The 13786-nt window shown below is 51.4% G+C and carries 10 protein-coding genes, 1 pseudogene and 1 riboswitch; all 11 genes and pseudogenes read right to left on the bottom strand.

The window, feature by feature from the left end; translation table 11 throughout:
• Window positions 1-62: 62 nt before the first annotated feature.
• Window positions 63-938, bottom strand: a complete 876-nt coding sequence (locus LG202_RS00270; RefSeq protein WP_230346442.1) for a transglutaminase family protein — start codon at window positions 936-938, stop codon at window positions 63-65.
• A 3-nt stretch (window positions 939-941) separates the two neighbouring features.
• A complete protein-coding gene (locus LG202_RS00265) occupies window positions 942-3527 on the bottom strand; it encodes a circularly permuted type 2 ATP-grasp protein (RefSeq protein ID WP_230346441.1) in 2586 nt (861 codons plus the stop codon).
• Between the two features lie 40 nt (window positions 3528-3567).
• A complete protein-coding gene (locus LG202_RS00260) occupies window positions 3568-6858 on the bottom strand; it encodes a transglutaminase family protein (RefSeq protein WP_230346440.1) in 3291 nt (1096 codons plus the stop codon).
• A gap of 162 nt (window positions 6859-7020) precedes the next feature.
• The gene (locus tag LG202_RS00255) at window positions 7021-7341 is read right to left on the bottom strand and encodes a hypothetical protein (RefSeq protein WP_230346439.1); all 321 of its coding nucleotides are present in this window, start codon (window positions 7339-7341) and stop codon (window positions 7021-7023) included.
• 59 nt (window positions 7342-7400) lie between these two features.
• Window positions 7401-7934, bottom strand: coding sequence for a hypothetical protein (locus LG202_RS00250; protein WP_230346438.1), 534 nt, complete (start codon window positions 7932-7934; stop codon window positions 7401-7403).
• A gap of 68 nt (window positions 7935-8002) precedes the next feature.
• Window positions 8003-8668: a hypothetical protein gene (locus LG202_RS00245; RefSeq protein ID WP_230346437.1), complete on the bottom strand. Its 666-nt coding sequence runs from the start codon at window positions 8666-8668 to the stop codon at window positions 8003-8005.
• Between the two features lie 156 nt (window positions 8669-8824).
• A riboswitch (cyclic di-GMP riboswitch) is annotated at window positions 8825-8916 on the bottom strand.
• A 668-nt stretch (window positions 8917-9584) separates the two neighbouring features.
• Complete coding sequence (locus LG202_RS00240; protein ID WP_230346436.1) at window positions 9585-10286, bottom strand: transposase; 702 nt, start codon at window positions 10284-10286, stop codon at window positions 9585-9587.
• Window positions 10287-10324: 38 nt separating this feature from the next.
• A pseudogene (locus LG202_RS00235) lies at window positions 10325-10969 on the bottom strand (transglutaminase family protein); the annotation flags it as partial.
• A gap of 420 nt (window positions 10970-11389) precedes the next feature.
• On the bottom strand, window positions 11390-12490 hold the full coding sequence (locus LG202_RS00230; protein ID WP_230346435.1) for a hypothetical protein: 1101 nt from the start codon (window positions 12488-12490) through the stop codon (window positions 11390-11392).
• 75 nt (window positions 12491-12565) lie between these two features.
• The gene (locus tag LG202_RS00225; protein ID WP_230346434.1) at window positions 12566-13291 is read right to left on the bottom strand and encodes an REP-associated tyrosine transposase; all 726 of its coding nucleotides are present in this window, start codon (window positions 13289-13291) and stop codon (window positions 12566-12568) included.
• 177 nt (window positions 13292-13468) lie between these two features.
• A complete protein-coding gene (locus LG202_RS00220; protein WP_230346433.1) occupies window positions 13469-13675 on the bottom strand; it encodes a hypothetical protein in 207 nt (68 codons plus the stop codon).
• Window positions 13676-13786: the final 111 nt, after the last annotated feature.

Raw genomic sequence — 13786 nt, 5'->3', positions numbered from 1 at the left:
GCTGGCTTTTTTATTGTTCACAGTGCGGATGGTTCTGGCGTGCATGCAATCGTGATGAAGTTCTATGACTTGGGTTCCACCGTGACGCTGACATCCAGCGAGTGAGCACCGCCACCCAGCACTACGCCACGTATCGGCGACACATCGCTGAAATCGCGGCCCCATGCCACGGTGATGTGCTCATGCTGCACCAGGCAGTTGTTGGTCGGGTCGAAATCTACCCAGCCATAAACTGGGCTATATAAAGACACCCAGGCGTGGGAGGCATCCGAGCCGATGAGTTTGGGCTGGCCTTCCGGCGGCTTGGTCAGGATGTAGCCACTGACATAACGGCAGGCCAGGCCGATGCTCCGCAGGCAGCCTATCATGAAGTGGGCAAAGTCCTGGCAGACGCCGCGCTTGTTGGCTAAGACTTGCGATAAAGGCGTACCGACATCCGTTGCGGTGGGGTCGAATTCAAACTCGGTGAAGATGCGTTGGGTCAGGTTGAATGCAGCTGGAATAAGTTGCTGACCAGGCGTGAAGCTTTGCCGGGCGTAGTCAGCCAAGGCATCGCTGCATGCAATATGGGGCGAGGGAAAAAGGTAGGCATGCGCTTCTACATTTTTTACATACTCCAGCTTCAATTCATCCCGCACCGATTCCCAGGCCCGGCTATTCTGCATCACGTCCAGCGTCAGCCTGGGGAGTAGCTGCACTTCGGTATACGAGCTGACGGTGAGTGTCTGGTGTGGTGTCTGTATCGAGAAATAGTCGGTGATGTTGCCGAAGTAATCCAGGTTTTGCTGGCGCTCCTCAGGCAATGGGTCTATCACCAATTGGTGTGACTGGCATTGCTGAAACGTGAAGCTGCGCGGTGTCAGGTGCAGGAACTGCTGTGACAGCGTGACATTGAAGTCATAGTCATAGTGGGTGGTGTGGGAAACCTGGAAGCGCATAGACTAGAAGTGCAGGGGAGCCTGCTGGGCATTGTTTTTTTGTAAATGTTCCTGCCATGTGCCGGAATAGCTGAAGAAGCGATGGCTCAGGGCATCTGACAAACTGACACTGGTATTGAAGGTGTCATTCAACCACGCAATCAACTCAGGATTGCCTGGGGCGAGTTGTGTGTCAGGATCAAGGGAGCGCAGTCTTGATAACTGCTCGATGAAGGGGGCTTCACCACCGCTGCCGTAGTTGGCGGAAATCTGTGACAGGTATTTGATTAATCCCTTTAGCTGGAAAGCCATGGAGTTGGGATTGTTTTCATCCAGCAGCAGCAAATCCAGCGCTGGCAGCCATTCGGCTTGTGCCGCATAGCGTGAGCGATAGGTGACGATGCTATCACACAGTTCCAGCATCCATTCCAGATTGCTTTCCGCGGGCATAAGCAAGGCATTGCGCAGCAGGGTGCAGAGCAATTGCAGCCGCTCGATGCGACGCCCGATCGACAAAAAGCGCCAGCCCTGGTCACGCGTCATGCCATCCAGCGAAAACCCGGCCAGGGTAACCAGTGAGGTCGAGGTTTCGTCTAGCAGCAATATGGCATCGGCCAGTGTCGGGCTTTGCAGGGGTACACTGCTGAAACGCTTGACCATCTGGTTAATGCTGCGCCAGTTATCGCTGGACAAGCGCTCACGTAAGTTGAATGCCAGGTTAAAGAATTGCTGCATATGGTTCGCCAGGCTGGGTTGCCCCGGCTCAATCGAGAAAATGCCGGAGATCAGCAGTGCCTCGATAGATTCATCATCCAGATCAGCCGCGCGCGCGTCTTCTGATTCAGGTGAAGTTTCTATTGCCATGAGGCCATACCATGTGCACAAGGCCTGGATGGTAGGCCATTCTGCGCTGCGGTGATCGCTGGAAAACTCCAGCAGGCGGTGGATCGCAGTCCGCAGAAGCCGGGTGTAGTGATGATTGCGTACGCTGTAGCGGCCAAACCAGAACAGGTTTTCCACCATTCGGCTTGAGAGGTGCACATTACTGTGGATCAAGTCGCGGCTGGAGGTGGGCTTGCGCAACAGGCTGCGGTAATCGTTGTGGCCGGGCGAGATGATCCAGGTGTCTTTACTGGTGCCGCCGCGCTGCATGCTGAGTACGCGCTCATCCTGGGTGCTACCGACGCGGGTGAGCCCGCCTGGCATGACGACATAGCCTTGCGGCGTGGCGCAGGCATAAACGCGTAGGCCAATCGCCAGCGCATTGAGGGCAGGCTGCTGCTCGTTCCAGACCGGGGCCTGCGAGATTTCCACCTGTTCCTGAGCGACATAGTTCTGCGGATTGTTGCGCAGTTTTTGTTCCAATTCGATGCGTTGTTCCGGGGAAAGGTCCTCGCCGAAAATAGGTACTTCGCGGATTTGCGGGAAAGCCGGCTTGATCACCAACTTGTGCATATTGGCGATCACGGTTTCCAGCGCGGCGGGTTCGCCGCACCACCAGGTGGCGACAGAAGGCATAAGCAGCGATTGCCCCAGCAGGTGCTGGCACAGGTTGGGCAGGAAACCAAGCAGGGCGCCGGTCTGAAGCAGGTTGGAGCCGAGGCTGTTGGCAATCAGCACATTGCCGCGCCGCGCAGCATCGGTGAGGCCGGGGATGCCTAGCAAAGAATCTGGGTTGAGCTCCAGCGGGTCGCAGAAGTCATCATCCAGACGCCTGAGGATGGCATGGACAGGCCGCAGGCCGGATAACGTTTTCATCCAGACGATGCCGTTGCGCACCGTGAGATCGCTGCCCTGCACCAAGGGGAAACCCAGGTAGCCCGCCAGGTAGGATTGCTCGTGATAGGTTTCGTTGTACGGGCCTGGTGTCAGCAGCACGATGAGCGGGTGCTCACCTTCGCCCAGCGGGCTGAGCTGCGGGTAGTTGGCGCTTTGGGTGGCGGCTACCTGGCGGCCCCAATAGGCCAGGCTGTCGCGCATGCTGGAGAAGAAGCCGCCCAGCCGTTGCACGTTGAGGTCGCGGAACAGTTCAGGAAACGCGCTGGAGATGATCACGCGGTTTTCCAGCGCATATCCGGCCCCGGATGGCGCCTGGGTGCGGTCGCCCACCACCCACCACTGCCCGTCGGGTGAGCGCGCCATGTCGACGGCATAGAGATGCAGGGCATAATCGTCCGGCAGGCGAATGCCATGGCAGGGGCGCAGAAAGCCCGCATGCCCGTGCACCAGCGCTGGCGGCAGCAGGCCATCACGCATGAGCTGCTGCGGGCCGTAAATGTCGTTGAGGATGGCATTCATCAGCGTGGCGCGCTGGATGACTGCTGCTTCGATGGCCTGCCATTCTTCCTGTGGCAGGATGAAGGGCAGGATATCCAGCCCCCACGGGCGTTGCAGGCCCTTGGTGTCGGCATAGACGTTATAGGTCACACCATTTTCACGCACCTGATGGGCGATGGCATCTACGCGCTGGCGCATCTGTTCCGGCGATAGCGACTCCAGTGTCTCGATCAGCGCCTGCCAGTGTTCCCTTGGCTGGCCAGTGGGCAGCATCAACTCGTCATGGCGCTGGTGCTGCTGCGATGGATATGTCTGCAAGAGTGGATGCAACATGCGAGGTGCGTTGTCTGATGGCGAGGGGGTATGGTCGATATTAACCATCTTGCCATCGCAGGTCTAGGGTAAACGGGAAGCTGGGGTTGCGCGCCTCGTCGGGGATTTTCATCTCGCCAGCAGTGTGGCCATGATCCCAGAAGCGGGTAAAACGGCGCGCTTCTGCTTCCAGTGCATTCACCGGGAAAGTGGCGTAATTGCGCCCGCCCGGGTGAGAGACATGATAGGTGCAGCCGCCAATGGCGCGGCCACCCCAGGTATCCACCAGGTCGAAGACCAAGGGCGCATGCGGCTTGATGGTGGGGTGCAGCGCAGACCATGGATCCCAGGCGCGGAAGCGCACACCGGCGACATATTCCCCGGCTTGCCCGGTGGGCTGCAATGGCAAGGGGCGGCCATTGCAAGTGACGATGTGGCGCGATTCAGTGAGGCCGCGCACGCGCAACTGCATGCGTTCCACCGATGAATCCACATAGCGCGCAGTGCCGCCACCACTCATTTCCTCGCCCAGCACGTGCCAGGGCTCGATGGCCTGGCGCAGCTCCAACTCCACGCCTTCGTAAGCTACCGTGCCATAGCGGGGGAAGCGGAACTCGATGAACGGGTCGAACCAGTGCCGCTCAAAGGCATAGCCCGCACGGCGCAGGTCTTGCACCACATCGGCAATATCCTGCGCGATGAAATGCGGCAGCATCCAGCGGTCGTGCAGCTCGGTGCCCCAATGCACCAGCTTGCCGGTATAAGGCGTTTTCCAGAAGCGTGCGACCAGGGCACGCAGCAGCAATGCCTGCAACAAGCTCATGCGCGCATGCGGCGGCATCTCGAAGGCGCGGAACTCGACGATGCCCAGGCGGCCGGTAGGGCCGTCCGGCGAGTAGAGCTTGTCGATGGAGAACTCTGCCCGGTGCGTATTGCCGGTGAGATCCACCAGCAGGTTGCGCAGCAGGCGGTCCACCAGCCAGGGCCGGTCACTTTCCTTGGCGTCCGGCAGCGCTTTTTCCATTTGCTGGAAGGCGATGGAGAGCTCATAGAGATTGTCATCACGCGCCTCATCCACGCGTGGTGACTGGCTGGTGGGGCCGATGAAGGTGCCGGCAAACAGGTAGGAGAGTGCCGGGTGGTTTTGCCAATAGGTAATCAGGCTTTTCAACACATCCGGGCGGCGCAGCATGGGGCTGTCAGCCGGTGTTGCCCCGCCCAGCGTGACGTGGTTGCCGCCGCCAGTGCCCGTGTGCCGCCCATCGAGCATGAATTTCTCCGTGCCCAGCCGCGTCTGGCGTGCCTCTTCATAGAGCGTGGTAATAGTGTGGCTGAGCTCTTTCCATGAGTTCGCTGGATGGATATTTACTTCGATCACGCCAGGATCAGGCGTGACGCTGAGCATGCTGATGCGCGCATCCCTGGGCGGCGTATAACCTTCCAGCCACAACTTCAGCTTGAGCTTGGCTGCGCTGGCCTCCACTGCGCTGACCAGCGCGAGATAATCCTCCAGCCGCGTCACGGGCGGCATGAACACATGCAGCCTGCCGTTGCGGACTTGCACGCATAGCGCGGTGTGGATCACCTCTCGCGCCTTGGGTTTTTCCAGCCGTGATTTTCCCTGTCTGGTCGAGGCTGGCTGATCGGCCAGGCTGTCTGTTTCATCAAAGGGGTCGATGGGAAATTCCGCCTCCAATTCCTCGGGAAGCACCCATGGCAGCGAAGCCAGCGGCAGGCGCAGGCCCATGGGCGAGTCGCCCGCCAGCAGGTACAAATGCTCGCGTCGCAACGGCCATGAGCTGGTGATCCATTGTGTGGTAGATTTGTTGACTGGCTCGGGCTTGAGCGGAATGACATAGCCCACGGCCTCGCCTAGGCCTGTTTCCAGCAGCTTGGCGAGTTTGCGCCGCTCTGCGCTATCCTTGAGGCTGGCCTTGAGCGGGTCGATATTGTCCGGCAGGCTTTGTTCCAGCACTACCTGCTGCATCACATCTTCATACGCCGGGATAATGCATGTCGCTGGCAAGCCCAGTTGCTTGACCAGGGTGGCGCTGAAAGCTGTAGCCTCGGCTATCGTATAGCGCTCGGGGTAGTGCTCGTCAGAAAACAGCGAGGCATCTTTCCAGATCGGCTTGCCGTCCAGCCGCCAGAATATATTCAGCGCCCAGCGCGGCAACGGCTCACCGGGATACCATTTGCCTTGCCCATAATGCAGCAGGCCACCCTGGGCAAACTTGTCCTTGAGTCGAGTGGCGAGCTTGCCCGCCAGCTCGCGCTTCTTGTCGCCCAGTGCCTGCGTATTCCATTCCGCACCTTCCATGTCATCCACCGAAACAAACGTCGGCTCCCCTCCCTGGGTCAGGCGCACGTCATGCCGTGCCAGGTCGGCATCCACCAGGTGGCCCAGCGCGTCTATCTTCTGCCAGTCTTCCTCGCTATAGGGCTTGGTCACGCGAGGGTCTTCATGAATACGTGTGATCTTCATCTCATGCACGAACTCCACCTCGCACACATCGGTGAAGCCCGTGACCGGCGCAGCCGAGGAGGGCATGGCGGTACAGGCGAGCGGAATATGCCCCTCACCTGCCAATAGGCCCGAGGTTGGGTCCAAGCCTATCCAGCCAGCACCAGGGATATAAACCTCCGCCCAGGCGTGCAGGTCGGTGAAATCAACGTCTGTGCCACTTGGGCCATCCAGCGCCTTGATATCTGGCGTGAGCTGGATCAGGTAACCCGAGACAAAACGCGCTGCCAGCCCGAGATGGCGCAATATCTGCACCAGCAGCCAGGCACTGTCGCGGCAAGAGCCAAGCCGCTTGGTCAATGTTTGCTCTGGTGTCTGTACTCCAGGCTCCATGCGCACGGTGTAGCCAATATCACTTTGCAGCTGCTGATTCAACGCCACGAGGAAATGCGAAGTCTGGATATCCTTGGTCAGCAATGCCTGCTTGGCTGCAGCAATCCATTCAAGCAGCAGCGCGCATGCAGGCTCCGGCTTCAGGTAAGGGCTGAGTTCATATTGCAATTGCTCGGTGTAAGCAAAGGGAAACTGTTCGGCAAACTTCTCGACAAAAAAGTCGAACGGATTGATCACCGTCATATCCGCCACAAGATCGACCGTAAACGCTAACTCGCGCACCTTTTCGGGGAATACATGGCGCGCAATGTAATTGCCGTAAGGGTCTTGCTGCCAATTGATGAAGTGATGCTCCGGCGTCACCGATAGCGAGTAAGACAACACCGGCGTACGCGCATGCGCCGCAGGCTTCAGCCTGACCTCGTGCGGTGAGAGATTAACCAGGCGATCGAACTTGTAACTCGTTTTGTGATGCAACGCGACACGAATCGCCATAACGGGAAGGCCTTCAATTCATCGGGGATGAAAAGACTCTAGCACAATCGATACCAGCTGAAATGGCGTGATCAACGGCAGGGCGGCGTTGATCACGCCACCATGAGAAATCGTCAAGATTTGGTGCAGATGGATGCCATGCGTTGATGCATGGGCGCTAGATCAGTGCGGATGAACAGGTTGCCCGGTACATTTTCCTGAATAATCAATGACTTTTCCTTGGCTATCAATATTGACGCGTAATAAATCGCTAGATTCCACTGGCGACTCCTTGTTTTGCCAGCCCAGGATTTTTGCCTCGATTGTTCCGCTCTTGATGGAAAGGCTCTGAAAGTAAGGTTCACCCATCAACTTAACAAGCTCAGTTTCGGTCATGCCAACTCTTAAATCCGGGACTTTATTGCAATTGATGTGGGGGAAGATTCCACAGCCGGTGAGTATCGCTAACGTCGATAAGATGAAATAATTCAGCGGTTTTTTCATGATGAAGTTTCTGGTGATCAAGTGGTGATGAATGGCTGGAAAACACGGAGGTCTAGCGACTAACGGCTCTTGTTACAAGGTGGAAGCGCTTTTACTGGGATGACAGTCTCCTCCCCATGGGTATCGATGCGACTCACGACCAGCCTGCACGATAGGGGAACGCTGCTACCAAATGTAAGCTTGGGAATTACCCCTACATTGGCAAACAAAACCTGGTATTTGGCACCTGGCTCAGGGGTAAATGACGCGATGATAGGCCCACAATTGGCATGATAAGCGGGATCGTTGAAGCGATGCAGGCCCTGCACGGATATTTCCTTGTTCGCCGGTACATTAATCTTGATGGACTTATTCGATTTGTCATACAAGAAAATGGAGTCATCGTAGAGTAAATACCCCACTGTTTTATAGTCGCGGCACACATTTTTTTCTGCATCTTCGATATCGACTGAGAAGTGGGTATGCAATGTAAAGTTTGATGAAAATGACACCTCAGCATGCGGTGTTGATGTGTCAGAAAATCGATAAGTTGGGGCAGGAGTTTTACATGCAGTCAAACTGAATAAAACAAGGAAAATGATATTCCTCTTCATGGTATTGTTGACCTATATTTACATTTTTCGGTAGGCTAATATTGCCCACCTGAGTGAAGAAGACTGGCTTAATATTTGAGGTTGGCACTTGCCATCTTCGTGGAGAGTGGTAGCCCAGAAAATGCAATAAAGTCGTTAAAGCATTTATCCACAATCGTTGTGGCAGCCTCATTCACTTTCGCATAAGCATTGGCTTTCCAAGCATCAAGCTCCATCTTCTCCTTGGCAGAACCTGCGCAATGCATGACAGCCAGTACCTTGAACTTGTCACCCTGTTTTTCTTTGATGAGGAAGTGCATGCCATAGTTCAGCGCATAATCTTGACTGGTGAGCATGGAAATATAGCCTAGCTCCCATAATGATCCAGAGATTGAAATATGAATCTCCTGGCTTTTTTCTGTGGATGATACGTTCTCAGGATTGAAATAATCAGACACTTTCTTTGCCAATGCCAAATCAGCACCATGGCCAGAACCTACTTTGTAGGTTTGTGGTAAGGATTGATATAACTGTTGGCTGAATTGCTGAGAAATTTGCATATTATTCTGCAACTGCTGCATATTCCCCGCATTTCCTCCGCTACCCAATACACTACCTGCGACAGAAGAAACCACAACACGGCTATCCGTTAATTTCTGCCGCAATTGCGAGCTGGAAACAGTCGGTGTTGTTGAGCAAGCGCCCAACAAAATCGTTGATAAAGTAAGCATGCCAAGTAATTGGAAGTCACGCATGATGAGGTATCCCCTTTGATATGAAATAGTAATTAAGCGTTGTTAATTGCTAAGGGGGCAAGTGCCGGGACGGATTGCCCGATCAAGTGCTGGCTCATCACCTGGCCAGTCTGGATGCCTCGGGCCGGATAAAAACCGACGAAGCTGTAGACTTAATATGGCGGTTCCGCTGTCATAGTCGTGTGATGCGACCTTAGACCGGTGACTTTGCGCCCTTAACCTTTCGATTAAGGTTGCCCTTAACATTTGTTAGCTATTTTTATCCTTTAAATGACGACATGTCAATTAGAGAATAGTAGAAAAATAATAGGATGAAGCCCACGTAGAGCGTATTCATAATTAGCATCCTGAAACACTGCAATTAGATATACATCCGCTAAGAATTAATTCAATCATCGTAATGATTAAAAAGAACAATATTTTCATTGCACGTCTTTATTATCTTGACTTGTAGAGAGACTTACTTCCAATATCTGTAAATTGGGAATCTGTAATATAGAAAAGGGTTCAAAACTACCTACCTTCCTTGACCAAATTGCCTAGCACAGCCAATTAGTAAGAAAATGACTATAGCAAACAGAATAACCTTGGAATGTTTTCTCACTAAGTATGTCCCCTACTATTTAAGTTGTATAGGAGCCACGGAAAGATTGGCATGGAATTTGTGCGGAAATTTGAGTGGTTAAATCTTCAATGTCCGCATGATTCAAAAAAACATCTAAATGAGCATCCATTTATTATTATGGTAAGTGTAATGATGGTGAGTAATAATAGAATATTATTTGGTTTCATAGTTGAAATTTTTGAATTTAAGGTTTGTGAAGTGTAAAAATTGTATTCCATATTTCTGGTGGTAGAAGATAATTGGGGTCAGATAATTGGGGTCAGAGTAAAATAACGTATGACTAGGCTTAAATTAGCACTCCTCTCTGCGCCAGCCAATAGGCCTACCTCTTTTCTGAGGACGTTGCCGTCTTCCAGTCAGACGTTCAACTTCTTGTTTAAATCTATCCTGTCCCAAAGCCATGCCTGTATTCGCAGCCAAGCGTATATCATCCAGTAATTGGGTCTCCACGTGGCTTTTAAACAAGCCTCGATAATTCTGCGTTCTTTCAAACTGGTCAGCGCCCAAGCGCATATATATATCATGTGGTGTGCACAGTGAAGAAACTTTTCCCAGTGCATTGATTTGATAACTAGACCATGGATAGCTTGCCGGATCTTCCACCATATTTGCCCTGACTGGATTGATCTCTATGTAGCGATATAACGCTAAAAGATACCTCTCGGCTTCTACAAGGCAGGACTTGTACCGACCCTCCCACAAGGTGCCTGACCGCTTGTATGTGTAGTTAAAATAGCGCACATATTGACGGCCGATTGATTGCATCATTTGGCTAATGCCATTTTCCGCTTTAGGTGTACATAACAAATGTACGTGATTCGTCATTAATACCCAGGCATGGACTGCTACATCAAATTTCTTCGAGTATGCTTTTAGCCAACTTAAATAGGCTGAAAAATCATCCTCACTTGCAAAACAGGTTTGACGATTATTACCTCGCTGAATGATATGTTGTGGGATACCTACTGGACAAACCCTCGGTAGTCTTACCATACTTCCTCCAAATTATTACTCTGACCCCAATTATTATTGATATCCGGTGCGAGCTGGATCAGGTAGCCTGAGACAAAACGCGCTGCCAGCCCGAGATGGCGCAATATCTGCACCAGCAGCCAGGCACTGTCGCGGCAAGAGCCAAGCCGCTTGGTCAATGTTTCCTCTGGTGTCTGTACTCCAGGCTCCATGCGCACCGTATAGCCAATATCAGCCTGCAAGCGCTGATTGAGCGCCACCAGGAAATGCGTGATGTTCATCTGCTGGCTCAACGCCTGCTGTGCCGAGGCTACCCAATCCAGCAGCAGCGCGCAGGCAGGCTCAGGCTTCAGGTAAGCGCCAAGCTCATGTTCCAGTTGCTCGGTATAGCGGAAAGGAAACTGCTCGGCATACTTTTCCACAAAAAAGTCGAACGGATTGATCACCGTCATATCCGCCACAAGATCGACCGTAAACGCCAGTTCGCGCACCTTTTCGGGGAATACATGGCGCGCAATGTAATTGCCGTAAGGGTCTTGCTGCCAATTGATGAAGTGCTTTTCCGGCATTACCGATAGCGAGTAGGACAAAATCGGCGTACGTGCGTGGGCTGCGGGTTTCAGCCTGACTTCATGCGGGGAGAGATTGACCGGGCGATCGAACTTGTAACTCGTTTTGTGATGCAACGCGACACGAATCGCCATAACGGGAAGGCTTTCAATTCATCAGGGATGAAAAGACTCTAGCACAATCAATACCAGCTTGATTTTTCCGAATGCCTGAAGTCGTATCTAGTCTTGATGATAGGCGCTTCATACACGCTAGTGAAGGCACCCCCTTGAAGTTTTATATCAATCGTGTGAATTTCATGCGTTGCAGACAATTTACTATTGAAAATAGATGTCTTTGAGAGCTTATGTACGTCGATAGTCCATTAATGTTAAATATTTTATTTCATGTGGCGTACAGCAAGCGGGTACATCTTACTGTTGGCATGAGGTTAACATTTTATTCCACTTTTATTTTGCACCGCTTATCCAGCCAGGACCAAAGCATGCCGACAATAATATTGTAATTAAGAGTGTCAAAATGATTACGTGTATTTTTCTCATGAATTATCCTAGCTAAGGAGTATTCTTTATTGCTTGAACGATTGTAAGCCAAACCTCAGGTGGCAGTAAAACACTCATGGCTAAAGGAGTGGCGAGGCCAACATTCGTAATATTTGTTACATCTCCAACTTTTCCTACCAAGGTTTTATCAAGATTTTTCCCATTCCCAAGTTTGTCATACCATATAAATGAGTTTAATACGTCATGTGTTCCTGCGTATGCTTCTGCAAGCTGATCTAAAAATGATCCTTGATCATATTCAAATTTTATTCCAGCTAAAACCATGTGTCCTTTATCTCCTTGATGGCTACCCATCGGGCTCTTCCACTCTTGATGTTGCTCTATAAAGGTACTCATACTAACTGTATTTCCATCTTGATCCCGGGGTGTGAAAAGTATTGTTCCATCAGAATTTTCCTTGTATCCACTTTTTGTAGGATTATCATCCGGGGCTTTCTCACATCGCCCATCCGCACACCAATCAGATAAGATAATTCGCCCACCTGCAATTTTATAATTATCCCCATTCACTCCCACACTATTGCCTGAAACATTATTAATACAATTACCTTGCTCATCGCAAAGTCCATTGAATGTCTTTGAATCCTCAATCATCTTCTGCCGCATTACATCAGCAGCCCACGAAAGTGATTCCTTGGTGACGGCGGAGGTGAGCTCTGCAGAGCCGCCACCGATTGCAGCGATGATGATATTGGCAGCTCTTCGATAATTGCCGTTACCATTCCAGTTTTCATAATCAGATTTTGCTTGCGGATTATTCAGTATCGATTGAGCTGATTCCAGTGTCATCCCGGAGGACTCCAAGACTGCTAGCCGATTGAGCTCGTATTCCGTTAGGATATTATTCTCCGCACGATTTTTGATCAGCTCGTAATCTTTGGCATCCTGATATGGTTGCGTCTTGCTAGCTGCATAGGTGGCCAATGCCCGCGGAGCCTCCTGATTGAATGCCTGAGTAATCTTCACCTGAGCTTCAATCTCCTTTTGTACTTTAGCTGCATCAAAGATCGGCGTAATGCTATTGGCCGTACTATTTCCGTCACTGTCTACTGCATTGCCGTTTATATCAACATGCACATCTTGATTGAGCAACGCGATGGTGGTGGCAGCGTCCGTACCAGACTTTGCTTGCTGCCCTGCGTCATCTGTAATAGGAAATCAATAGGGTCAGACTCGATTGATTTTCTTGAATTGTTGTTTAAACGCATCTGATTTCCTATCGCCACCTTTTGCCAGCTTGTCAGTTCTTCGGTTAAGTTGACTCTCAATCTTTTGCTTGAAAGAATCACTCCCTAACACCCACGCCTTGTTCGTCGCCTCTCTAATCTTCTCCAAACTCAGCTCATCTGTTTGCCCTTTAAACAAATCTCGATAGCCTGCCTGTCTTTGTGTGGCATCTTGCCCCAACCCATCGTACAGTGGATGCGGGCTAATCAGTGCATCGTATTGTCCAAGTGCATTCGCACGATAGCTACTCCACGGGTATTCCGAGGGGGAACTCACCATCTGGGCACGTACTGGGTTAAGTTCGATATAACGGTAACAAATCAACGCATATTGTTCACTGTCTATCAGGCTGGCTTTGTAGCGACCTTCCCATAAAGTCCCCGTGCGCTTGTAGGTGTAGTTGAAATACTGCACATAATATCTCCCCAGCATTTGCATCAGTTTGGAGATGCTGTCTTGTTTGTGCGGTGTCAGCAGCAAGTGGATGTGATTGGTCATCAACACATAGGCATGAATGTCACACTGGTGCTTCTTGGCTGCGTCGGCCAGCTTATCTAAAAAGAAGCGATAATCGTCATCCGCCAGAAATACCGGATCACGGTTATTGCCACGAATAATGACATGTTGCGGATGTCCAGACAGCACAAATCGGGGCAAACGAGCCATTTACTAGCAAACCTTCATGAAGATTTAAAATTAAAGCAGAAGTAAAGAAGCTCATAGCATAACAGCAGATAATCAATCGAGTCTGACCCTATTGATTTTGCTATTGATTTTGCGAAGGAAACAATTGGTGTAGATAATTTAGTGAAACTTCAGAACAGAATGGCCGGGTCATTCAGGTTAATCGCAGAATTTCCCATAAGGTGTCCGGTCAGTGATGGATTTTTGATTGGGATGTTCTAAGCGAATTGTTTTGGCTTGTAGTCTGAGTGGCGAAGCATCATTTTGTTGCCCCATCGCCTCTAATGCCATGGCAGTTTCATCCAGAATATCGACATAACTGATCGGCCCGACTTTAGGAATATTATGAAGTGCTAAGTCAGGCATCGCTTTTTGGTAGTAGCTAGCGGCCTCTGAAAATTTCTTCTAATCCAGGTTTAGTCTGGCTAGTTCGACCAAGCTCATATAAAGTGGTCCTCCTGTTTGCTTATCCAAATC

The organism is Methylobacillus methanolivorans (assembly GCF_054588515.1).
This window is presented reverse-complemented; position numbering and strand designations above follow the sequence as displayed.

Bases quoted from the DNA above. Each gene is read 5' to 3' on its own strand.
- LG202_RS00250 (WP_230346438.1), bottom strand. From the start codon at position 7,934: ATGAAGAGGAATATCATTTTCCTTGTTTTATTCAGTTTGACTGCATGT.
- LG202_RS00270 (WP_230346442.1), bottom strand. From the start codon at position 938: ATGCGCTTCCAGGTTTCCCACACCACCCACTATGACTATGACTTCAAT.
- LG202_RS00245 (WP_230346437.1), bottom strand. From the start codon at position 8,668: ATGCGTGACTTCCAATTACTTGGCATGCTTACTTTATCAACGATTTTG.
- LG202_RS00255 (WP_230346439.1), bottom strand. From the start codon at position 7,341: ATGAAAAAACCGCTGAATTATTTCATCTTATCGACGTTAGCGATACTC.
- LG202_RS00260 (WP_230346440.1), bottom strand. From the start codon at position 6,858: ATGGCGATTCGTGTCGCGTTGCATCACAAAACGAGTTACAAGTTCGAT.
- LG202_RS00240 (WP_230346436.1), bottom strand. From the start codon at position 10,286: ATGGTAAGACTACCGAGGGTTTGTCCAGTAGGTATCCCACAACATATC.
- LG202_RS00220 (WP_230346433.1), bottom strand. From the start codon at position 13,675: ATGCCTGACTTAGCACTTCATAATATTCCTAAAGTCGGGCCGATCAGT.
- LG202_RS00225 (WP_230346434.1), bottom strand. From the start codon at position 13,291: ATGGCTCGTTTGCCCCGATTTGTGCTGTCTGGACATCCGCAACATGTC.
- LG202_RS00265 (WP_230346441.1), bottom strand. From the start codon at position 3,527: ATGTTGCATCCACTCTTGCAGACATATCCATCGCAGCAGCACCAGCGC.